This window comes from Chryseobacterium pyrolae, assembly GCF_025153485.1.
Lineage (GTDB): Bacteria > Bacteroidota > Bacteroidia > Flavobacteriales > Weeksellaceae > Chryseobacterium > Chryseobacterium antibioticum.
This window is the reverse complement of sequence record NZ_JANZQH010000008.1, coordinates 43797-65649: the sequence shown is the minus strand read 5'-3', so window position 1 is coordinate 65649 and position 21853 is coordinate 43797. Positions and strand designations below refer to the sequence as shown.

Sequence of the window (21853 nt, the reverse complement as noted above, 5' to 3'; positions counted from 1 at the left end):
TACGCCTTCGCAATAACCAACAAGCCAATGCACCTAGAAATCAGAAACGCCAATATTGGCTACGACACCACCTTAATTTCAAATGCAAATGCGGATCTGAAACTGGGCGACGTATGCCTTCTGATTGGAAATAATGGTGTAGGAAAAACAACGCTTATCAAATCTATTTTACATCAGGTTTCCCTGTTGAGCGGAGAAATTTTAATTCATCAAAAAAATATTAAAACCCTTTCCGTTAAAGAAATTGCCGAAAATATTGCCGTCGTTTTTTCAAAATCTACTGTTCCGCAACATTATACGGTTGAAGACCTTATTTCATTAGGCAAATACATCTATTATCCTTTTTATTTCGAACTTAAAAAAGAGGATAGAGAAGAGGTTTCGCATATTATAGAGGAGCTGGATCTTGCACGGTACAAACATACTCTTCTTAAAAACCTTTCAGACGGAAATCTGCAGAAAGCATTTATCGGACGTGCTATTACCCAAAGCTCTCCTGTCATCATACTGGATGAACCCACAACGCATCTGGATGAAAAAAACAAGCTTATCATCTTAAAAACACTTCGCAGACTGGCCAAAGAGCAGAATAAAATTATTTTGTTTTCTTCCCACGACTGGAGACTGGCCAAAGAGTTTGCAGACAAAATATGGTATGTAAAGGATAACCAGCTTTTTTCCGGGCTCGTAGAAGACGTATTACTTCAGCATGATGAACTCACCAATGTTTCTTTATTTCAGGTGAATGAGAATTTCATACCTCCTTCCATTACCGCTCCGCAGGTCCACAAGGAAATGCTCTATTCTTTGCTGCAGAAAAACTTCGAAAAAGACCTTTCATCACTGCATTTTGAGTACAAAGATGGTTTTTGGGAAATCCTCAGTGGCACCACGAAGCAACAATACGAATCTTTCGAGAAAATAGTTAATTTCGTTAGAAACATTCATTAATACTTCATTTTTACTAAATATTTCACATACTATGCATGCATAGTATTATGCTAATCATACAATTTAACCTACTTACTATCAGCTTATTAACAAAATTTAACGTTAATAAATACTATGCATGCATAATATTTACTAAATTTGGGTAACACCATTCGTACATAAATGATGGATAATAATAGAGAAAAAATAGAAAACGTAGATTTAGTTTTAAAACAGACCTGGTTGGCTGTTTCTAAAATGTATACAGAACTTGCTCAAGAGCATGATTCTACAGCTGTACAAGCCCTCACCCTTCTTAAAATTGATCCCAAGGAAGGTACCCGAAGTACAAACTTAGGTCCTAAAATGGCGATTGAACCCACCTCTTTAACCAGAATCATCAAGCTTCTGGAAGACAACGGATATATTTATAAGGAAAAGACCACTGCCGATAAAAGGGAGGTGATCATCAAGCTTACAGATAAAGGCCTGAATTCAAGAAACATGTCAAAAGAAGTGGTCGTTAATTTCAACAAGAAGGTGATGGAGAAGATTGCTCCTGAGAAAATTGAAACCTTTAAGGAGGTCATGTCCGAGATCATGAAAATTGCAAACGAATTATTAAATAACAGAAAATAAATTATAATGAAAAGAAGAATCAAACATGTAACGGTTCTTGGTTCAGGAATTATGGGTAGCGGTATTGCGGCACATTTCGCCAACATTGGTGTGGAAGTGTCTCTATTGGATATCGTTCCTTTTGAACTGACGGAAGCTGAACAGAAAAAAGGTTTGACCAAAGATGACAAAGTGGTAAGAAACAGAATTGCTTCTGAAAACTTTGAAAAACTGAAAAAAGCGAGTCCTGCTCTTCTCTATTCTCCAAAATTTGCAGATAGAATTAAAGTAGGAAACTTTGATGATGATCTTCAGAAGATCAAAAATACAGACTGGATCATTGAAGTTGTCGTTGAAAGACTTGACATTAAGAAATCTGTTTATGAAAAAATTGAACAGTTCAGAAAACCGGGAACATTAATATCTTCTAATACATCAGGAATTCCTATCCATTTCTTAACGGAAGGAAGAAGCGATGATTTCAAAAAATATTTTGCGGGAACGCATTTCTTCAATCCGGTAAGATACCTTCCTCTTTTAGAGATTATTCCAACCAATGATACAGATCCGGAAATTGTAGATTTCTACATGACTTACGGAGCTAAATTCTTAGGTAAAACTACAGTTTTAGCTAAAGATACTCCAGCATTTATTGCCAACAGAATCGGAGTTTTCTCCATGATGGATCTTCTTCACAACGTACAGAAATTAGGATTAACCGTTTCTGAAGTTGATAAATTAACAGGTCCTGTTATCGGGCGTCCAAAATCAGCAACATTCAGAACAGCGGATGTTGTAGGTCTTGATACTTTGGTGATGGTTGCTAATGGCGTTCGCCAAAGCGGTACCGAAGCCAATAATTTCAATGATGTTTTTGCACTTCCAAGCTATATCCAGACCATGATGGATAATAAATGGCTGGGTTCTAAAACAGAACAAGGTTTCTACAAAAAGGTGAAAAATGCAGAAGGAAAATCTGAAATTCATGCTTTAAATCTTGATACTTTAGAATATGAGCTTCAGGGAAAATCATCGTTCCCTACATTAGAATTAACTAAAAATATTGATAAACCAATTGACAGATTCAAAGTTTTAATTGGTGGAAAAGATAAAGCAGGAGAATTATACAGAAAATCGTTAGGGGCATTATTCGCTTACGTTTCTCATAAAGTTCCTGAAATTTCTGACGAAGTCTACAAAATAGACGACGCTATGAGAGCAGGTTTCGGATGGGAAAACGGTCCATTTGAAATCTGGGATGCGGTTGGGGTTCAAAAAGGTATTGAACTGGCAAAAGACGCAGGTTATGAAGTTTCAGACTGGGTTAAAAATGTAGAAACTTTCTATAAAGTAAATGAAGAAGGTCAGAGTATTTTCGTTGATAAAAATTCAGGAGAATACAACAAAATTCCAGGTCAGGATGCCTTTATTATTTTAGATAATATCAGAAAAAACAAAACACTTTGGAGCAATTCCGGAGCGGCTATTGAATATCTGGGCGACGGAATTATCAACTTTGAGATCCGTTCTAAAATGAACTCTCTTGGAGGCGAAGTCCTTGACGGATTGAACAGAGCCATTGATTTAGCTGAAAAAGAATACGACGGATTGGTTGTTGGAAACCAGGGAACCAATTTCTCTGTGGGCGCCAACCTTGCCATGATCCTGATGATGGCTATCGAGCAAGACTGGGATGATTTGAATATGGCCATTGCTTATTTCCAGAAATCGATGATGAGAGTTCGCTACTCTTCTATCCCTGTAGTGGTTGCACCTCACGGAATGACCCTTGGTGGTGGTTGCGAAATGACCATGCACGCAGACAGAGTGGTTGCAGCAGCTGAAACGTATATCGGATTGGTAGAAACCGGAGTTGGTGTAATTCCTGGTGGTGGTGGAACAAAAGAATTAACCTTAAGAACTTCAAGAGAATTCCACAGTGATGATGTTAAAAATAACAGACTTCGTGAAGCTTTCATGAATATCGCAATGGGTAAAGTGGCCACTTCCGCTTACGAAGCTTACGATATGGGAATTCTTGAAAAAGGAAAAGACATCGTTTCCGTTAGCAAAAACAGACAGATTGCAGAAGCTAAGAAAGTAGCAAAACTATTGGCAGAACAGGGATATACTCAACCTATCGAGCAAAAAGTGAAAGTGCTGGGTAAAGATGCCTTAGGTATGTTCTATGTAGGAACAGACCAGATGCTGACCGGAAATTTCATCTCAGCACACGACAAGAAAATTGCAGACAAACTAGCCAACGTAATGGTTGGAGGAAATCTTTCCGAACCAACAGTCGTTACCGAACAATACTTATTGAATCTTGAAAGAGAAACATTCTTACAGCTTTGCGGTGAAAGAAAGACCCTGGAGAGAATTCAGTATATGTTGCAGAATGGAAAACCGTTGAGAAACTAATTTTTCTGTAAAATGTAAAAAGTATTAACGTAAAAAGTATTTTTAACATGCACGATTTCAGACAGCTCGAAGTTTGGAAAAAATCAATTCAACTTTGCAAAACGTATTATTTCTTTTCAAAAGAATTTCCAAAAGATGAATTATTTGGGCTTACTTCCCAATCGAGAAGATGTTTATATTCTATTCCTTCTAACATAGCGGAAGGCGCAGGAAGAGATACCAAGCCTCAATTTTCACATTTTCTGAATATTGCATTGGGCTCTTCATTTGAATTTGAAACTCAAATTATAATTGCAAAAGAATGTGAATTTCTTCCGGAAGACAGATTTCAAAAAACACTTACTGAAATACAGTATATACAAAATATGATTATTAAACTGAAACAAGTTTATTCAAGTTAACACTTTAAAATACATTGTACATTATACATTAATACATTATACAATTTATGAAACAAGCATATATAGTAAAGGGTTTCAGAACTGCCGTTGGAAAAGCTCCAAAAGGAAGTTTAAGATTCACAAGACCCGACGTGATGGCGGCTACAGTTATTGAAAAATTAATGGCTGAGCTTCCCCAATTAGACAAAAACAGAATCGATGACCTTATCGTAGGAAATGCAATGCCGGAAGCCGAACAAGGCCTTAACGTTGCCCGTTTAATTTCTTTAATGGGATTGAATACCGATAAAGTTCCCGGAGTTACCGTAAACAGATATTGTGCATCAGGAAGTGAAGCGATTGCTATTGCTTCAGCAAAAATCCAGGCAGGAATGGCAGATTGTATCATCGCAGGAGGTACAGAATCGATGTCTTATATTCCGATGGGTGGTTACAAACCGGTGCCTGAAACAGAAATTGCCAAAACAAACCCTGATTATTACTGGGGAATGGGTTATACGGCAGAAGAAGTGGCTAAACAATATAATATTACAAGAGAAGAACAGGATCAATTCGCTTTTGAATCTCACATGAAAGCTTTAAAAGCTAATCAGGAAGGGAAATTTGCCAACCAGATTGTTTCTATTCCTGTGGAATATAATTTCTTGGACGACAATCAGAAAATGCAGACTAAAAAGTTTGATTTCTCTGTTGATGAAGGTCCAAGAGCTGATACTTCTTTACAAGGTTTAGCTAAACTAAGACCTGTATTTAAAAACGGAGGAAGTGTAACAGCCGGAAACTCTTCTCAGATGAGTGACGGAGCCGCTTTCGTAATAGTGATGAGTGAAGAAATGGTAAAAGAACTAGGTCTTGAACCTGAAGCAAGATTAGTAGCGTATGCTGCAGCAGGTCTTGAACCGAGAATTATGGGGATGGGTCCTATTTATGCTATTCCAAAAGCTCTAAAACAGGCAGGTTTACAATTAAAAGATATTGAACTTATCGAACTGAATGAAGCATTTGCATCACAGTCTGTTGCGATCAAAAAAGAATTAGGCCTAAATCCAGATATTCTTAATGTCAACGGAGGAGCGATTGCTCTTGGTCACCCGCTTGGATGTACCGGAACCAAATTGACCGTTCAGCTTCTTGACGAAATGAGAAGACGCGGCAACAAGTACGGAATGGTCTCTATGTGTGTGGGTACCGGACAGGGAGCAGCAAGTATTTTTGAGCTTCTTTAATTAATTATAGATTTTAAATTATAAATTTTAGATGAAATGAGTTTCAAAGAAGACAATCTGATTCAGACAAAAACTTTTGACTTTGCTTTAAGGATAATTAAATTTTATACTCAATGTAAATCTCAGAATGAATTCATTTTATCTAAACAAATTCTTCGCTGTGGAACTTCAATTGGCGCAAATGTAGAAGAAGCAATTGCTGCACAATCTAAAAAAGATTTTATCTCAAAACTTTCTATAGCCAATAGAGAAGCAAGAGAGACAAAGTATTGGCTAAGACTTTATCAATCTTCAAATTTAGTTCAAATTGAAATAGACTCTTATTTGAAAGAAATTGAAAGTATTATTAATATTTTGACCAAAATCATCAAAACTTCATCCGAAAATTTATAACAGAGAATCAATAATTTAAAATTTATAATCTAAAATTTAAAATCATAAAATAATGAGTAATACACTTAATAAAACACTGAAGGGAGGAGAATTCCTCATCAAGGAAATTCCTGCACATGATATTTTCACTCTTGAAGAACTGAGTGAAGAACAAAAAATGCTTCGTGATTCTGCAAAAGAATTTATCGACAGAGAAGTAATTCCTCAAAAAGAAAGATTTGAGAAAAAAGATTATGCTTTAACTGAAGAAAAGATGCGTCAGTTGGGTGAAATGGGTCTTTTGGGAGTTGCCGTTCCTGAGGAATATGGTGGCCTTGGAATGGGCTTCGTTAATACTATGTTAGCTTGTGACTACTGCTCGGGAGCGAATGGTTCTTTGGCAACAGCTTACGGCGCTCATACGGGAATCGGAACCCTTCCTATCCTATTGTATGGTACGGAAGAGCAAAAGAAAAAGTACCTTCCGGATTTGGCTACAGGTACAAAATTCGGAGCGTATTGCTTGACTGAGCCGGATGCAGGTTCTGATGCCAACTCTGGAAAAACAAGAGCAAAACTTTCCGAAGACGGAAAACATTATATCATCAATGGGCAAAAAATGTGGATTTCCAATGCAGGTTTTGCAGAAATCTTCATTGTGTTTGCTAAAATTGATGATGACAAAAATATTACAGGTTTCATCGTAGAAAAAGAAGGAACAGAAGGGCTTACTTTCGGTGAGGAAGAGCACAAACTGGGAATCCGTTCATCTTCTACAAGACAGGTTTTCTTTAATGATATGAAGGTTCCTGTTGAAAATCTTTTAGGTGAGAGAAACAACGGTTTCAAAATCGCTCTGAATGCATTGAATGTTGGAAGAATCAAATTGGCAGCTGCTAACCTTGACGGACAGAGAAGAATCTTAAACCACTCTCTTCAGTATTCTAATGAAAGAAAGCAGTTTGGCGTTTCTATCTCCACTTTTGGAGCAATCAGAAAGAAACTAGCAGAAATGGCAACCGGAATTTTCGTTGCTGAAGCGGGTTCTTACAGAGCAGCAAAAGATGTTGAAGATAAAATCAATGAATTGGTTGCTGGTGGAATGAATCACCAACAGGCTGAATTAAAAGGGGTTGAAGAATTTGCTGTGGAAGCTTCTATTTTGAAGGTTTTCGTTTCAGATTTAACACAACATACTGCTGACGAGGGAATTCAGGTATATGGTGGAATGGGATTCTCTGAAGATATGCCAATGGAAGCAGCCTGGAGAGATTCCAGAATTGCAAGAATCTATGAAGGAACCAACGAGATCAACCGTCTTTTAGCGGTTGGAATGTTGATTAAAAAAGCGATGAAAGGAGAGCTGGATCTACTTTCTCCGGCAATGGCTATCAGCAAAGAATTAATGGGAATTCCTTCATTTGACGTTCCTGATTACTCTGCATTTATGGCTGAAGAGAAAGCAATCATTGCCAACCTTAAGAAAGTATTCCTAATGGTTTCCGGAGCTGCCCTTCAAAAATATATGATGGATATTGAAAAACAGCAGCACCTATTATTGAATGCTTCTGAGATCCTGAACCAACTTTATATGGCAGAATCTGCCATTCTAAGAGCTGAGAAACACTTCTCTCCTGATTCTGTAGAAGCAGCAATGGCACAGCTTAACCTTTATAAAGCTGTTGAAAAAATCATCGCAGCGGCTAAAGAAGGAATTATTTCTTTCGCAGAAGGTGATGAGCAGAGAATGATGCTTTCAGGATTAAGAAGGTTCACGAAATATACAAACCATCCTAATGTAGTGGCTTTAACTGAAAAAGTAGCAGCAAACTATATCGCTAAAGGACATTACTAAATATCAGTTTGAAATATAATAGTAAACGCTCCAAGTTTTTGGAGCGTTTCTTATATTAATATGGGTTGTAATTTTTTTAAAATTACATCTGTTTTTGTCCAATTTCATTTATTTCATTGAAATTTTCTTTAGGATTTACGCCATACTGATTAGCTCCCGGAGTTCCGTCTGTTGCCAGAAGTACAAGTAGCCAAATAGTTCCAACAATTGGGATCAAAGATATAAAAACCCACCACCCGCTTTTATCAACATCATGTAATCTTCTAACCATAACCGCTAATCCCGGAATAAAAGTAGCCAACGCGTAAATCAAATAAATAAATCCATAAGGGATTTCCTGATTAAATTTCAATCCTAAAAGATTGTCTAATACTGCGGCTATAATTGCGAAGATCATATTAAACAATATGTACATCCAGTATTCGGTTCTTCTGGCTCTCCCTTTAAAATCAGCATACTGTTTTAATACTTTTAAGTACCATTTCATAGTTTTTGTTTTTTTTAATTGCAGCCAAAAATAAAGATTTTTTCCAGATTCCCAACTATTTTTTATTTTTATTTAGTATAACTAAAAATTTTGTTCTCTAAAAAAAAAAATCACCCAAACACATCAGTTATCAAAAACTGAAATAACTCAATATATTTTTTTGTTTATTGAAACCCTGCACGAAGTATACTAATCACCCGAATGTAGTAGTTTTAACTGAAAACGTAATAGCACATTATATTGCTAAAAGAGCTTATTAGTTTTTTTATAAATAAATTTGATTTAAGACGCTTTTTTATGTTATGCTTTAAACTTCTCTGATCATTTCAAACTGTACGACCTTTTTAGAAAGTCCGATTTTTTTCAGGAAGCAAACAGTGGAAACGGAGCGATCATCTACATTATAAACATACACATCACGGCCTTTGACCGTATCATTGATATATGAAAATAAACTGCTTCCAATTCCCATATTCCGGTAATCGGGAGATACTGAAAACTGATGAACCTTTCCTGAAGCTGCATTGAATATCACATATCCCACCTGTACATTATGCTTATAAGCTATGGCAATGCTACAAAGCTCTTTGATATTTTCTAACGTAGGAACAGCATTTTGCCAAGTGGGTTCTATTTCCCAGGAAGGAACAAATTCATTCCACTTCAATTCAGAGGTTTGCTTTATAACAACCTCTTTATTCTCTTTCAAAATATCAAGTGTACCAGAAAAACAATCCAGTTTTCGGGAAACAGCATATCCCATTTTCTCATATGCCCTAACAGCAGGTTGGTTTTCCTTTATCACTTCAAGAACCATTTTCCTGACATGAAGAGCTTTTAGTTGAGGAATCAGTTCTTCATACATTTTACCAACAAGGCCTTGACCTCTATAGTCCGGTATGACTCCCGTCCCGGCATTATATACTGTTGATCCAGAATCATCAATCCTTAAACCATGAAGCATAAATCCTACGATCTTACCGGAATCAAAAACACCCAGAGACAAATCAGGTTTGATATCCTCTGCCTCAATTTTAGACTTCAACTGCTCCAAAGTCAATTGAAAAGGCACTATATAATCGGAAAATGACAGATTGAAAACAGCAACCAGTTCTTCTATTGTAACACCTTCTAAATTCTTAATTTCCATATTCAGCAACATCTATTTTTTTAGTTAAAACTTTAAAGAATAATCATTAAAACCTGATCAGACAGGCCATATAAAAGTACTTCATTTCTATAAACATTTAAAAATTTATTATTTTTAAAGGCTGAAATTTTTATAAATATCAAGCATTCATTGGGTTGACCAGATTGGAAAAGCTTCGCGAAGTCTTCGACTTCGCGAAGCTTTTTTTTGCTGTTTTTTATTTTTTTGTTACTTTTAATTAATAAAGATGAATACAAAGTGTTTAAAAATCCTGAATGGAATTTCATGTAATCATAATCCTAAATAAAAACTAGAAATGAAGTCATTATTATCATGCTCACTGATATTATTGTGTACAACCGTTTTCGCGCAGCAGAAAAGAGATAAAAAACTGGTTCTGCCAAAGATGGATACCACAAAGATGAGCCACCTGAGAGATTTAAAAAAAGAAATACCGGCCAACACCCCTGCAGATCAGAAGCAACAATATAAAATATTGACCGTAATACCAAAGGATACTTCAGCCTATATGGCCCTAAAAGAAGCAAAGAAAGATTATTCAAAATACAGAATACTCAACACCGCTGCTCCGGAAAAAACAGCCACAGATCCAAAAAAGGCAACGCCTTCCAAATAACAAAAAAAACAAACAAATCAATCCACAAACATTAATTACTATGGGAAAATTTATTATTTCTAAAAGAGCCAACGAAGAATTTCAATTCAATCTCAAAGCAGGAAACGGACAAGTGATTTTAACAAGCCAGGGATATGGTTCAAAATCGTCCTGTGAAAACGGAATAGAATCTGTACGAACCAATTCGCAGGATGATTCGAAATTTGAAAGAAATACAGCAAAGGACGACCGCTGCTATTTCAATTTAAAAGCCGGAAACGGGCAGATTATAGGAACCAGCCAGATGTACGAATCCGAAAACGGGATGGACAACGGCATAGAATCCGTAAAAAACAATGCGTCAGGGGCTTCTGTAGAGGATGAAACCGATCTTTAATAATATCTAAAATAATCTCAATAAAAATGTCTTATTTTTTAAGGCATTTTTTATTTTTGTATTCTATTTTCTATTTGAAATGACAAAAGAAGAAATGCTCAATAGAGCCATCAAAATAGCCGATAAGGCACACAAAGGACAAACCGACAAATACCATGCTCCGTACATTGCTCACGTGATGCGTGTCATGGGATACGGTAAGACACTGGATGAAAAGATTGTAGGCGTACTGCATGACGTGGTGGAAGATCATCCGACAGAATTTAGCCTCGAGTATTTAAGAGCTGAAGGCTTTCCCGAATACATTATTTTTGCCGTAAGCTGCCTGACCAAATTTGACCCTGAGGAAGATTACGATGAATTTATTAAAAGAACAGAAAGGTCTCCCCTGGCTGTGGCTGTAAAGCTTAATGATCTTCGTGACAATATGGATCTAAGAAGGGTAAACCGCGAACTTACTCCTAAAGACATCAAAAGGTTCAATAAATATTTAAAGGCCTACCATTATCTGATAGAGAAATATTAATCCGCTCCGGGGAAATCATACGTTTTTGTAGGATGATTTGTACCGTCGATATTGATGTTTAGGGCAAGATAGATAAAGTGAAGGTTTTTATTGCCTTTCGCTTCAAATTCACGCTGCCAAAGATAACCCGTCAGGATTCCGAAATGGTCATCGATCTGATAGCCGAAACCACCGTATACTCTATTTCGTGCGAAAGTAGGCTTCATAGGACTTACCAGGAAGATTTCGTCATAGGCATTCGCGAAAACAGTCCCTTTCTTAACGGTTTTTGCATTCAGGGGAACACTTACGTTAAGACGGTATCTGTAACGCATTCTTTGTGAGCTTTTATCTGTAGCTGGCTCGTAGAACCAGCTTTTCTCTGCGCGAAAACGGTTTTCAAACTTCACGATTCCTTTTTTCAAATCGATCACGTCCTGAAGCCATACCCTGAATTCTTCTCTGCTCAGACTGTGTTCTTTATAATTCACATATCTACCGAGACCTACGAAAGGTTTGTGATTCTTGGTAAGATTGTATCCCACTCCCCCTTTGATCTCGTAATAATCCGGGTAGGTATAATCTTCGTTACCTCTAAGCTGTCCTTCTGCGTAAAGGAAAAATTTCGGATGAAACTTATAGGTTAGAGTCACTGCATTGAAGCTGGAAATGTGTTCCTGTGCTTTTAAAAAGGTCATACTCAAAAGTAAACTCAGACTTAAAAAAAGTTTCATAAAAAATTTTTGCAAAAATAAATTATTTAACAATTTGTTAATATTAACTTTCATTCATTTCAAATTAACATTTACTTAATATTGATCGTATATGAGAAGCCTAAATGAAACCATCGCTGAGGCATAGCCACTCCAAAAGCTTCCGTATATTTTGTATTCGTAAGGTTATTGATCAGTACATATACGGAGAAGTCTTTTTTAGCAAAACTCAGTTTCTCATCAAGGAGATTATACGTTCCCAGATTCATTCTTTCATTATATCGGTACACCAGTTCATTCGTGAAATATTTCAGGAATCTGGTTTCGAGTTTTGCGACGACCTGATGCTTCAGATTGTCGAGAATATATCTAGAAACAAATTCATTAGATTCTTTCATTTTACTGTCCAGATACGTATATCCGGCAGTGTATTTCAACCAGTCAAAGGCTCTGTGACTCAACTCTACTTCAATTCCTTTTGTGTCAATTTTCCCTACATTCTGAGCGTACCACACCGGATCAGTGAGGCTTTTTTTAACCCAGTCTATAGAATTGTTTGAGTTTCTCATAAACCCGCTCACTTTTGCCAGAATTCTGCTGTTTTGATATTGGTAGCCCACTTCCGAAGAAACCGCATTTTCAGGAAGAAGATCGGGATTTCCCTGCTCCGTTTTGCTTACGTAATAAAGATCTGTAAATGTCGGAACCCTGTGGACTCTCGCAATATTTCCGTAGATCTTATTATTCTGATTGAAATTATACCCTACATCTAAACCCGGGTAGAAAAAATTTCCTTCCTTGGAATAATTGGCCCATGAAATGCCCGGACTGATGTTCAGTTTTTTATCTAATAATGAAAAATGATGCTCAAAGAAAACCTGCGAAACAAAACGATTTCGCTCGCCTAAATTATTACTCGCCAGAAATTCCTTTCTCAGTTCCACACCTATACCTGTAGTCCCTAATCCCCACTGATAGCTGGAATTCACTTCTCCCCCCACATTATTCCCGATATGCATATTTCTGTAAAAACCAGGATTGCTTCTTGTATAAACATATATATCTTCACCTCTTCTCCAGTATACATTAGAACTCAGTTTTAAAGCCCCAAAGGTCTGCTGGTGTGCCAGACTTACAATAGAAGCCTGTGTTTCCTCATATTGTTCTTTTGCATCTTTAGACGCATAAAAGCCATTGGCTCCGAATTTCTTTTCAGAAAAACCGGCCTGCAGCTTAAGATCCCCGTTTTTAATATTCAGTTTGCTCTGGTAGAAAACATTTCGGATCTCATAGTCCGTATTGTACATATACCCTTGTGATGAAGCTGAATTAGCCTGAAGAGCATTAGAGAATTTCTCATTTCCCAACTGTGCATTGAAGCCAAATCCATACGTTTCATAATCTCCGCCTTCAGCACTTATTTTTACCCGTTTCCCGGGTGTCGTTTTTGTAATAATATTAATGACTCCTGCATAGGCATTCTGCCCAAATCTTCTGGCGGCCGGACCTTTGATGATCTCTATCCTCTCCACATCATCCATATCTACAGGTATATTCATAGAATTGTGTCCCGTTTGAGAGTCATTCATTCTGATTCCGTTCAGAAGCAGCAATACCTGTTCAAAAGAACTTCCTCTGAAACCTATATCACTCTGCACCCCATTGGCTCCTCTCCTTCTGACATCCATTCCCGGAACCTGCTGAAGAACCTCGTCAATGCTTTTTGCAGGGGAGTTTGCGATATCTTCTTTGGTAATCACTGTAATATTCTGATTGGCACTTTTATAAGGGGTAGAGATAAATTTTCCCTGAAATTCAATGCTTTCAATATCTGTTGTCTTTTCCTGTGCATAAGCGCAGAGCATTGATCCCAATAAAAATATGCTTCCAATCTTCTTGATCATAGTTGTCCTAGTTTTGTTCTTAATCAGTTTCTTTAATAATGGCTTCAAAAGTAAGGGAGTTCCCGAAGACAGGCAAATGATAGTTATCATAAAAAAAAGATGCAGTATGGCTTATACTGCATCTTTTGTGGGAAGTAACTTTTTATCTTTTTCTCATTAAATGTGTAACAAGATCTCTGAATAACTTTCTCATTTCTTTATTACATATTTATGAATACAATTTTAAATAATTTTAAAACACAAAACAAGAGGAAAATAGAAAACATAACGAAAATCATAGATTAGTGTAAAACTTCATGGCAATGCGGTACTCATATAACCTTATAGTTAACAATCACCCATTCCCCATTATTGCTCCGGTTCACCATATATAAGTCTTCTTTTTGAGGTCTCAATCGGGATAATATATTTGTGTTGACTAAATATATTAAACGTATTATTTTCACTAAAAATTCGTAATTTTGTGGGTCTTAATTTTTTAAGAGGCGAACAATCTTTTTCAAAGATAAAAAATGGCTAAAACAATAGAAATAGATATAAAAAAACAGATCTTCGTTAAGAATGCACATCTTAACAATCTGAAGCATATAGACGTTCTGATCCCCAAAAATAAACTGATCGTGATTACAGGAGTTTCCGGAAGCGGAAAATCTTCCCTGGCATTCGATACGATTTATGCGGAAGGACAGCGAAGATATGTAGAGAGTTTGAGTTCCTATGCACGTCAGTTTTTGGGTAAATTAGAAAAACCGAAAGTAGACGATATCAAAGGACTTGCGCCTTCTATTGCTATCCAGCAGAAAGTAATTTCATCCAATCCACGATCTACAGTAGGAACTTCTACGGAGATCTATGATTATATGAAACTTCTTTTTGCAAGAATCGGGAAAACATTTTCTCCGGTTTCAGGAGAAGAAGTAAAAAAAGATTCCGTTTCTGATGTGATTGATTTTATCAAGGCTTCCAAAAAGGATACTTCATTTTTACTGACAGCTCCTCTGGAATATGATGCAGATAATTTTAAAGAAGCACTGAAAGTTTTAAAGCTGGCCGGTTTCACCAGACTTGAAATCAATGGTAACCTGGCAGGCATTGAAGATCTGGAAAGCTTCGGTTTTACTCCGGAAAAAGGAATGATCATCAATCTTGTCATCGACCGTTTTTCTTATGAGGAAGATGAAAACTTCCTTCAAAGGCTGGCAGACTCTATTCAGATGGCATTTTACGAAGGACACGGCTACTGTGCCCTGAAGAATGCAGATACGGGAAAAGTAAAAGAATTCTCCAATAAATTTGAGCTGGACGGTATGGAGTTTCTTGAACCGAACGTTCATTTTTTCAGTTTCAACAATCCTTACGGAGCATGTCCGGCATGTGAAGGTTATGGAAAAGTAATCGGTATAGATGAAGATCTTGTTATTCCCAATAAAACTTTATCTGTTTACGAAGATGCTGTCGTTTCCTGGAGAGGCGAAACCATGAGCGAATGGAAAAAGTCATTCATCAAAAAAGCAGAAGACTTCCCTATCCACAAACCTTATCATCAGCTGACCAAAGAACAGAAAAATTTCCTTTGGAAAGGTGACGGAAAAAGCAGTTTCCCTTCGATCAACAATTTCTTCAAAATGCTTGAAGAAAACTTATACAAAATCCAGTACCGCGTTATGCTTTCCCGATACAGAGGAAAAACACTCTGCTCTACCTGCGAAGGCCTGAGACTACGCGAGGAAACAAGCTGGGTAAAGATAGACGGGCACAATATCCAGTCCATGATCGAGCTTCCTCTGGATGAATTGTATCCTCTAATAGATGGACTGAAACTTTCTGAACATGATCAGGATGTTGCCAAAAGATTACTGTACGAAATCAAAACCCGTATTGAATTTTTATTAAAAGTAGGTTTAGGATATTTAACGATCAACAGAACATCCAATACGCTTTCCGGTGGTGAAAGTCAGAGAATCAATCTTGCAACAAGCTTGGGAAGTTCACTGGTAGGATCTATTTATATTCTGGATGAGCCTTCCATTGGTCTTCACTCCAGAGATACAGAAAACCTGATCGGAGTTTTAAAGAATCTCCGCGATCTCGGAAATACTGTAATTGTTGTTGAGCATGACGAAGACGTTATGAAAGCTGCAGACTATATTATTGATATCGGTCCGGAAGCAGGTTATCTGGGAGGTGAACTGGTGTTTGCGGGGGATTATCATGATCTTAAAAATGCAGATACCCTTACCTCAAAATACTTAACCGGAAGAATGGAAATCGAGGTTCCTAAAAAGCGAAGAAAAGCGAAGGAATGGATCCACATCAAAGGAGCAAGACAAAATAATCTTAAAAATATAGACGTAGATGTCCCTCTGGAAAGCCTTACGGTGATCTCGGGAGTTTCCGGAAGCGGAAAGTCTACGCTAATGAAGGAAATTCTAACCAATGATATCCAGATCCAGCTTGGAATGGGTGGCAAAAAGGGAGATTACGACTCTGTAGAATTTCCAAAGAAGCTGATTAAAAATATTGAGCTGATTGACCAGAATCCTATCGGGAAATCATCCAGATCCAATCCGGTTACTTATCTGAAGGCATATGACGACATCAGAGATCTTTTTGCGAAGCAGAAAGTTTCAAAAATGATGGGTTACAAACCGAAACATTTCTCTTTCAACGTAGACGGCGGGAGATGTGACGAATGTAAAGGAGAAGGCGTGATTAATGTTTCCATGCAGTTCATGGCAGATATCGAGCTGGAATGCGAAGTATGTAAAGGGACCCGTTTCAAAAGCGAGATCCTGGAAGTGAAATTCGATGAAAAAAGCATTTCCGATATCCTTCATATGACGGTTGATGAGTCTTTAGAATTCTTTAAAGATAATAACGAAGATAAAATCGTTACGAAACTGAGACCACTTCAGGAAGTAGGATTAGGTTATCTCCAGTTGGGACAGAGCTCTTCTACCCTTTCCGGAGGTGAAGCGCAGCGTGTGAAACTGGCTTCATTCCTTGTCAAAGGAGTGACCACAGACAAAACGCTGTTTATCTTTGATGAACCTTCTACAGGATTGCATTTCCATGATATCCAGAAGTTATTGAAATCATTGCAGGCTTTGATCGATCTTGGACATTCCGTTATCGTTATCGAACATCAGCCGGATATTATTAAAAGTGCGGATTACATTATAGACATTGGCCCTGAGGCTGGAAAATATGGAGGAGAAGTGGTTTTTGCCGGAACACCGGAAGATCTGGCGAAGGATAAAAAATCGCACACCGCGAAATACATCAAGGAAAAACTTGACAACTAAATATCAATAGAGAGCCAAATGGCTCTCTATTTTTTTACTTAAATGATAAATTTCTAATCCGGGGCATTATACAAAAACGGACTCTGCTTACTGTAGGTTTAAAGGACAATGAATACATTATTAAGAAATAAAAGTGGATGATTAAAGCCTATTTTTAAACCCATTTTTTTATCTTCGAAAAAACAATCATTTACCATTATCTGAATACTTCTCTATCCTTTTAACATGAAAAACATGAGCTATAAAATCCTCTTCACTTCTTTCATTATTTTATCACTCTCTAACTGCACGTCCAGGAAGAACATCAGTTCAGACAAAACGTTCGAAGTCAAACTGGACACACTGACTTTTTTTGACCAAAGCCGAAACCGTAAAATTCCGGTTGCATTCTACAGCCCGAAAACCAATCAGAAAATTTCCGGACAACAGGTCGTTATTTTCAGTCATGGCTACGGAGCCAATAAAGGAGGTGATTATTTTGTCTACTCATATTTAACCCAAATGCTCGCTTCAAAAGGATATTTCACGGTAAGCATCCAGCATGAGCTTCCAACGGATGAACTGATTCCTATGGAAGGAAAACCACAAATTGTGAGAATGCCTTTCTGGGAACGGGGTGCAGAAAATATTTTATTTGTTCTGAATGAACTTAAAAAAAGCAGACCGGATCTTGACTATAAACACCTGACGCTCATAGGCCATTCCAACGGCGGAGATATGACCGCCTTGTTCGCCAATAAACATCCATCTCTTGTGTATAAAATAATTGCCATGGACAACCGGAGGATGTATCTTCCCAGAACCTCACTTCCAAAAGTATACACCCTCCGGTCTAATGATTATCCCGCTGATGAAGGCGTTCTCCCATCCTCTGAAGAGCAGAAAAAATATCATATTACTATACTGCCCACCCAAATCAACCACGGGCATATGGATGACAAAGGCAGTGATGAAGAGAAGGCTACATTGAAAAACACGATACTAAAGTACATTGAAGAACAGTAACTTACATACTTATCCACAATAAAATGTGGATAACTTGTGAATTTTAACATTAAATTCATGTTTCGTATTAAAAATAGTGCTACATTTACTATGTAATACAACTGAAATGAAATCATTTTTTGCTTTTTTCAGCTTTGAAATTGCAATTAAATTTGAAATAAAAATTTAAGCACAGCATTGTCGGCTGTGCTTTTTATTGTTGTCTAATTAAAAAAATGAGATGTTTTTATCTACTGGATCCGCTCCTAAAGAGCGGATTCTTTTATTAATAATGATATAGGTACTCTATATTCAATATCCTATTTTGGGTTGAGTCGCGTTAAAGTTTCATAACAAGCTATTGTATTTACAGTGACTTTTATATTTTTAGTCGCAAATTAACCAATGAAAAAAATCATATTGAGCATTGCTGTTCTGACAACAGGAATTTGGACACAGGCCCAATTACAAAACCCTGATTTCGAACAGACTGAAAACAGCCTTCCTTCAGCATGGAAAATTGAACCCAATGATCTTTATCTGGTGAAAACAGATGACGTCGTTAAATATTCTGGGAAAAATTCTCTCCAAATCTCAAATACAGCAGATGCATCGGCCAGTATGCAGACTTTTTCACAGATGCTTCCTATTCAGGGAAGTGGATTTAGAAAAGTACGCCTCAGTGGTTATGTTCGTTCTGAAAACATTACGGGGAGTATTGCATTGTATGCGTATGTAAAAAATGGAGAAAAAATCACGATCGATCAGGGAAATTCTGAGACACAGAATCATAAAATAACAGCCAACAAAGACTGGAAAGAATATTCTTTAGAATTTGTAGTAGATGACAACGCAAAGAATTTTCTTTTTGGAGGCTTTTTATCAGGTAATGGCAAGGTATGGTTTGATGATTTTTCAGTTTCAGAAGTTCCTTTTTCAGAAAAAATAGCTTCTAAAGAGGCTTTAACCTATATTGATGAATTTAAAAATATCATTAAGAAAAACTCAATTTTTAAAGATAAAATAAACTGGTCGTCCCTTGAAAATCATCTGCAAATCATTTCAAAAGGCATGGAAACTGTAGATGATACAGCTCTGGCAATCCAATACATCATGAAGAATCTGAAACAAGCCGGAGACAATCATTCTTTTATAGATTCCAAAGAAAGTTTTGATAAGAAAAGCACCTCAAATCCCACAGCGATAGAACCTGAATCCCAATTGCTGGATCAAAATATCGGTTACGTAATGGTTCCGCCATTTTCATCTCTAAATAAGGAAATGGGAAGTTCATTTGCAGGAAAGATTCAGAGCATGATCAGAAAACTGGATACAGACTACCCTATTAAAGGCTGGATCGTAGACCTCAGAACGAATATGGGAGGCAATATGCACCCAATGATTGCAGGTCTGGGCCCACTGACTGGTGAAGGTGTATTGGGCTATTTTGTAGACAGCAAGAAAAAAACACCATGGAAATACGCCAATGGAACCTGCGGTGCCATCATTGTTCTCAACCCGTATGTGCTTCAAAACCCTAAAGCAAAAATTGCCGTTTTAATGGGTTCCCGGACTGCAAGCAGCGGTGAAGCCACAGCGATTTCCTTTATTGGAAAAGATAATGTAAAAACATTCGGACAGCCTTCGGCAGGATATACAAGTGCTAACAGAGGTTTTAAGCTGAGCGACGGAAGAAATTTACTTTTAGCCGTTTCTTATGAAATGGACAGAACAGGAAAAGAATATAAAGAAAAAATCCAGCCTGATATCTCTGTAGCACCTTCAGAAAAAGCCAATACTGATGCTGAAGTGGCTGCGGCCACCCAATGGATTAAGGAATAATAGCTTTCTATTTCATCAGATTTATTTTAAAGATGAGCGTTCTGAAAAAGTTAAAATAATGAAAGACTAAACCAGAAATAGTCAGATTGGTTATAGAAGGAAAAGACTTTGCATCAGCAAAGTCTTTTTTATTTCAATTAATTAGTAATTTTATTCCTGTCAAAGGCCTCATAGTTCAACGGATAGAATAGAAGTTTCCTAAACTTTAGATCCAGGTTCGATCCCTGGTGAGGTCACAATCTATTGTGGGATCATTATTAAAATTAAAACGCGGTCACCACAATCTACTCCTCTTTCATTTTCAGACCAGGGAATTTAATTAAATGACTTTCTGTAACTTAAAGGTGTTTTATCGGTTTTCTTTTTAAACAGTTTATTAAAAGACTGTGGATGTTCAAAACCTAATGCATAAGCTACTTCAGATACTGAAAAACGGGTTGCTGTAAGATATTCTTTAGCCTTTTCAATGAGTTTTTCATGAATGTGCTGCTGTGCATTCTGCCCGGTAAGATTCCGAAGCATATCACTTAGATAATGCGGAGACAGATTAAGCTCAGAAGCCAGAAATTCTACTGTGGGAAGACCTTTGTTCAATGTTTCCTGTTTATTGAAATAGTTTTCCAGAACCATATCCATTTTGGACAGCAGGTCACTATTCACCGCTTTCCTTGTGATAAACTGTCGTTTATAAAAACGGTTGCTGTAATTCAGCAGAACCTCAATATAAGAAACAATCACATCCTGGCTGACTTCATCAATAGCTGTATTCAATTCATTTTTGATATTGTCCAGCAATCCAATGATGATTCTTTTCTCCTGATCAGACAAATGCAGTGCTTCATTGGTATCATAGGAAAAGAAACCAAATTTCTTAATATTCTTAGCTAAAGGATAGCTCCGTATTAAATCAGGATGTACCAGCAGAGTATAGCCGCAGTATTCTGCATCCACATCGGTAGAAAGGATCTGTCCCGGTGACGTAAACATCATACCTCCTTCATTAAAGTCATAATATCCCTGTCCGTACGCCATTTTTCCATGCTCAGAAAATTTATAGGAAATCTTATAGAAATTAAAATGAAAACTTCTGTTCAGCAACTCTTTATTAACAATCATTTTGGTATTATCGACTAAGCTCACCAGTGGATGAAGTGGTTTAGGGAGCTTCAGCAGATTGTGAAGTTCCGATATGGACGAAATTTTCAAAGGGGTATGGTCTTTCTTTTCCATGATATAAAAGTATTAAATATTTAGCTTAAAAGACAGCATAAATAAAGCCTACTTATGCCGTCTCAAAATTTAAAGTACTTTAGATAAACTGCTTTCCGAACTGCTCTCTGAAAAGCTCATCTCCCAGCTCAAGACGTTGTGCATATAATGCTTTGGCATCTTGTCCTGCTACATATCTCAATTGTTTTTTACCGTCTGTAGCAGCTTCATAAACCACTTCAGCAATCTGTATGGGTTCAGAAGCCGCTTCCATCATTCCTTCCATTTTGGAGAATAGAGAATTGGTCATTTCTTCATAAGCGGGACTTGTTGCAGCATCTAATGAACGGCTTACAAAATCTGTTTTAATTCCTCCCGGAGACACTGTTTTGATATCAATTCCGAATTTGTTCAGTTCAAAAGCTAAACTTTCGCTCCAACCTTCCAGTGCCCATTTGGTGGCATGATAGGTAGACCCTAAAGGAAATGCAATCAGTCCACCTATTGATGTGGTAGAAATAAACATTCCGCTTTTTCTCTCTCTGAAATAGGGAATGAATGTCTGTGTCACTCGAATTACTCCTAAAAGATTGGTGTCAAGCTGTTTTAAGATCTGCTCATCTGACAAAGCTTCCAAAGGTCCGATAAGACCGTATCCTGCATTATTGAATACTACGTCTACAGTACCCAGTTCAAGAGCTTTGTTAACCGTTGATTTGATCTGTTCAAGGTTGGTAACATCTAGTGGAAGCACGGTTATATTGTCCAAACCGCTAAGTTCCGTATCTGCTTCCGGGTTTCTCATGGTTGCAATAACGTTCCATCCTCTGCTTTGGAATAATTGGGCAGCCGCTTTTCCTAATCCTGTTGAAGCACCTGTTATAAAAATTGTTTTCATTTTGTTCTGTATTAAATTAA

General features: G+C 37.2%; 19 protein-coding genes and 1 tRNA gene. 14 read left to right on the top strand and 6 right to left on the bottom strand.

What is annotated here, in order from left to right:
• Window positions 1-27: 27 nt before the first annotated feature.
• From NZD88_RS16200 to NZD88_RS16170, 7 genes are all read left to right on the top strand, one after another.
• Window positions 28-951 (top strand): ABC transporter ATP-binding protein, encoded by a 924-nt coding sequence (locus NZD88_RS16200; protein WP_259830501.1) that lies wholly within the window; start codon window positions 28-30, stop codon window positions 949-951.
• 165 nt (window positions 952-1116) lie between these two features.
• Window positions 1117-1569 carry a MarR family winged helix-turn-helix transcriptional regulator gene (locus NZD88_RS16195; RefSeq protein WP_034751372.1) on the top strand — a complete coding sequence of 151 codons (453 nt, stop codon included), beginning with the start codon at window positions 1117-1119 and terminating at the stop codon, window positions 1567-1569.
• A 6-nt stretch (window positions 1570-1575) separates the two neighbouring features.
• Window positions 1576-3969 carry a 3-hydroxyacyl-CoA dehydrogenase/enoyl-CoA hydratase family protein gene (locus NZD88_RS16190; RefSeq protein ID WP_259830500.1) on the top strand — a complete coding sequence of 798 codons (2394 nt, stop codon included), beginning with the start codon at window positions 1576-1578 and terminating at the stop codon, window positions 3967-3969.
• A gap of 47 nt (window positions 3970-4016) precedes the next feature.
• The gene (locus NZD88_RS16185) at window positions 4017-4370 is read left to right on the top strand and encodes a four helix bundle protein (protein ID WP_223559629.1); all 354 of its coding nucleotides are present in this window, start codon (window positions 4017-4019) and stop codon (window positions 4368-4370) included.
• 47 nt (window positions 4371-4417) lie between these two features.
• On the top strand, window positions 4418-5596 hold the full coding sequence (locus tag NZD88_RS16180) for a thiolase family protein (RefSeq protein ID WP_259830498.1): 1179 nt from the start codon (window positions 4418-4420) through the stop codon (window positions 5594-5596).
• Window positions 5597-5632: 36 nt separating this feature from the next.
• A complete protein-coding gene (locus NZD88_RS16175) occupies window positions 5633-5989 on the top strand; it encodes a four helix bundle protein (protein WP_259830496.1) in 357 nt (118 codons plus the stop codon).
• A 52-nt stretch (window positions 5990-6041) separates the two neighbouring features.
• Window positions 6042-7823: an acyl-CoA dehydrogenase family protein gene (locus NZD88_RS16170; RefSeq protein ID WP_169234269.1), complete on the top strand. Its 1782-nt coding sequence runs from the start codon at window positions 6042-6044 to the stop codon at window positions 7821-7823.
• Window positions 7824-7905: 82 nt separating this feature from the next.
• On the opposite strand, the gene NZD88_RS16165 is transcribed toward NZD88_RS16170, so the two are convergent.
• The gene (locus NZD88_RS16165) at window positions 7906-8310 is read right to left on the bottom strand and encodes a DUF805 domain-containing protein (RefSeq protein WP_259830493.1); all 405 of its coding nucleotides are present in this window, start codon (window positions 8308-8310) and stop codon (window positions 7906-7908) included.
• A 307-nt stretch (window positions 8311-8617) separates the two neighbouring features.
• Complete coding sequence (locus NZD88_RS16160) at window positions 8618-9460, bottom strand: GNAT family N-acetyltransferase (RefSeq protein ID WP_259830492.1); 843 nt, start codon at window positions 9458-9460, stop codon at window positions 8618-8620.
• Between the two features lie 316 nt (window positions 9461-9776).
• On the opposite strand from NZD88_RS16160, the gene NZD88_RS16155 reads away from it, so the two are divergent.
• The 3 genes from NZD88_RS16155 (at window position 9777) to NZD88_RS16145 (ending at window position 10999) form a co-directional block, all read left to right on the top strand.
• Window positions 9777-10097 (top strand): hypothetical protein, encoded by a 321-nt coding sequence (locus NZD88_RS16155; protein WP_259830490.1) that lies wholly within the window; start codon window positions 9777-9779, stop codon window positions 10095-10097.
• A 40-nt stretch (window positions 10098-10137) separates the two neighbouring features.
• Entirely contained in the window at window positions 10138-10473 is a 336-nt protein-coding gene (locus tag NZD88_RS16150; RefSeq protein ID WP_259830489.1) for a YegP family protein, read from the top strand.
• Window positions 10474-10552: 79 nt separating this feature from the next.
• On the top strand, window positions 10553-10999 hold the full coding sequence (locus NZD88_RS16145; RefSeq protein WP_185194861.1) for a phosphohydrolase: 447 nt from the start codon (window positions 10553-10555) through the stop codon (window positions 10997-10999).
• Here NZD88_RS16145 and NZD88_RS16140 read toward each other — a convergent pair.
• Both NZD88_RS16140 and NZD88_RS16135 read right to left on the bottom strand, forming a co-directional pair.
• Complete coding sequence (locus NZD88_RS16140; protein ID WP_259830488.1) at window positions 10996-11712, bottom strand: DUF2490 domain-containing protein; 717 nt, start codon at window positions 11710-11712, stop codon at window positions 10996-10998. The two genes, NZD88_RS16145 and NZD88_RS16140, sit on opposite strands and share 4 nt — an antisense overlap.
• Before the next feature lie 71 nt (window positions 11713-11783).
• Window positions 11784-13595, bottom strand: a complete 1812-nt coding sequence (locus NZD88_RS16135; protein ID WP_259830487.1) for a TonB-dependent receptor plug domain-containing protein — start codon at window positions 13593-13595, stop codon at window positions 11784-11786.
• 512 nt (window positions 13596-14107) lie between these two features.
• Between NZD88_RS16135 and uvrA the strand changes: the two genes are divergently transcribed.
• From uvrA to NZD88_RS16115, 4 genes are all read left to right on the top strand, one after another.
• Complete coding sequence (gene uvrA / locus NZD88_RS16130) at window positions 14108-16900, top strand: excinuclease ABC subunit UvrA (RefSeq protein WP_259830486.1); 2793 nt, start codon at window positions 14108-14110, stop codon at window positions 16898-16900.
• 234 nt (window positions 16901-17134) lie between these two features.
• A complete protein-coding gene (locus NZD88_RS16125; RefSeq protein ID WP_259830485.1) occupies window positions 17135-17905 on the top strand; it encodes a S9 family peptidase in 771 nt (256 codons plus the stop codon).
• Between the two features lie 384 nt (window positions 17906-18289).
• Window positions 18290-19726 (top strand): S41 family peptidase, encoded by a 1437-nt coding sequence (locus NZD88_RS16120; protein WP_259830483.1) that lies wholly within the window; start codon window positions 18290-18292, stop codon window positions 19724-19726.
• A gap of 164 nt (window positions 19727-19890) precedes the next feature.
• Window positions 19891-19962: transfer RNA gene (locus NZD88_RS16115), tRNA-Arg, on the top strand.
• Window positions 19963-20041: 79 nt separating this feature from the next.
• On the opposite strand, the gene NZD88_RS16110 is transcribed toward NZD88_RS16115, so the two are convergent.
• Window positions 20042-20956 carry a helix-turn-helix domain-containing protein gene (locus NZD88_RS16110; protein ID WP_259830481.1) on the bottom strand — a complete coding sequence of 305 codons (915 nt, stop codon included), beginning with the start codon at window positions 20954-20956 and terminating at the stop codon, window positions 20042-20044.
• A gap of 79 nt (window positions 20957-21035) precedes the next feature.
• Entirely contained in the window at window positions 21036-21833 is a 798-nt protein-coding gene (locus NZD88_RS16105) for an SDR family oxidoreductase (protein ID WP_259830480.1), read from the bottom strand.
• Between the last annotated feature and the right edge of the window lie 20 nt (window positions 21834-21853).

Coding starts and splice junctions, on each gene's coding strand:
- NZD88_RS16135 (WP_259830487.1), bottom strand. CDS start 13,595: ATGATCAAGAAGATTGGAAGCATATTTTTATTGGGATCAATGCTCTGC.
- NZD88_RS16200 (WP_259830501.1), top strand. CDS start 28: ATGCACCTAGAAATCAGAAACGCCAATATTGGCTACGACACCACCTTA.
- NZD88_RS16165 (WP_259830493.1), bottom strand. CDS start 8,310: ATGAAATGGTACTTAAAAGTATTAAAACAGTATGCTGATTTTAAAGGG.
- NZD88_RS16110 (WP_259830481.1), bottom strand. CDS start 20,956: ATGGAAAAGAAAGACCATACCCCTTTGAAAATTTCGTCCATATCGGAA.
- NZD88_RS16150 (WP_259830489.1), top strand. CDS start 10,138: ATGGGAAAATTTATTATTTCTAAAAGAGCCAACGAAGAATTTCAATTC.
- NZD88_RS16120 (WP_259830483.1), top strand. CDS start 18,290: ATGAAAAAAATCATATTGAGCATTGCTGTTCTGACAACAGGAATTTGG.
- NZD88_RS16170 (WP_169234269.1), top strand. CDS start 6,042: ATGAGTAATACACTTAATAAAACACTGAAGGGAGGAGAATTCCTCATC.
- NZD88_RS16195 (WP_034751372.1), top strand. CDS start 1,117: ATGGATAATAATAGAGAAAAAATAGAAAACGTAGATTTAGTTTTAAAA.
- uvrA (WP_259830486.1), top strand. CDS start 14,108: ATGGCTAAAACAATAGAAATAGATATAAAAAAACAGATCTTCGTTAAG.
- NZD88_RS16125 (WP_259830485.1), top strand. CDS start 17,135: ATGAGCTATAAAATCCTCTTCACTTCTTTCATTATTTTATCACTCTCT.
- NZD88_RS16140 (WP_259830488.1), bottom strand. CDS start 11,712: ATGAAACTTTTTTTAAGTCTGAGTTTACTTTTGAGTATGACCTTTTTA.
- NZD88_RS16175 (WP_259830496.1), top strand. CDS start 5,633: ATGAGTTTCAAAGAAGACAATCTGATTCAGACAAAAACTTTTGACTTT.
- NZD88_RS16160 (WP_259830492.1), bottom strand. CDS start 9,460: ATGGAAATTAAGAATTTAGAAGGTGTTACAATAGAAGAACTGGTTGCT.
- NZD88_RS16105 (WP_259830480.1), bottom strand. CDS start 21,833: ATGAAAACAATTTTTATAACAGGTGCTTCAACAGGATTAGGAAAAGCG.
- NZD88_RS16190 (WP_259830500.1), top strand. CDS start 1,576: ATGAAAAGAAGAATCAAACATGTAACGGTTCTTGGTTCAGGAATTATG.
- NZD88_RS16155 (WP_259830490.1), top strand. CDS start 9,777: ATGAAGTCATTATTATCATGCTCACTGATATTATTGTGTACAACCGTT.
- NZD88_RS16145 (WP_185194861.1), top strand. CDS start 10,553: ATGACAAAAGAAGAAATGCTCAATAGAGCCATCAAAATAGCCGATAAG.
- NZD88_RS16185 (WP_223559629.1), top strand. CDS start 4,017: ATGCACGATTTCAGACAGCTCGAAGTTTGGAAAAAATCAATTCAACTT.
- NZD88_RS16180 (WP_259830498.1), top strand. CDS start 4,418: ATGAAACAAGCATATATAGTAAAGGGTTTCAGAACTGCCGTTGGAAAA.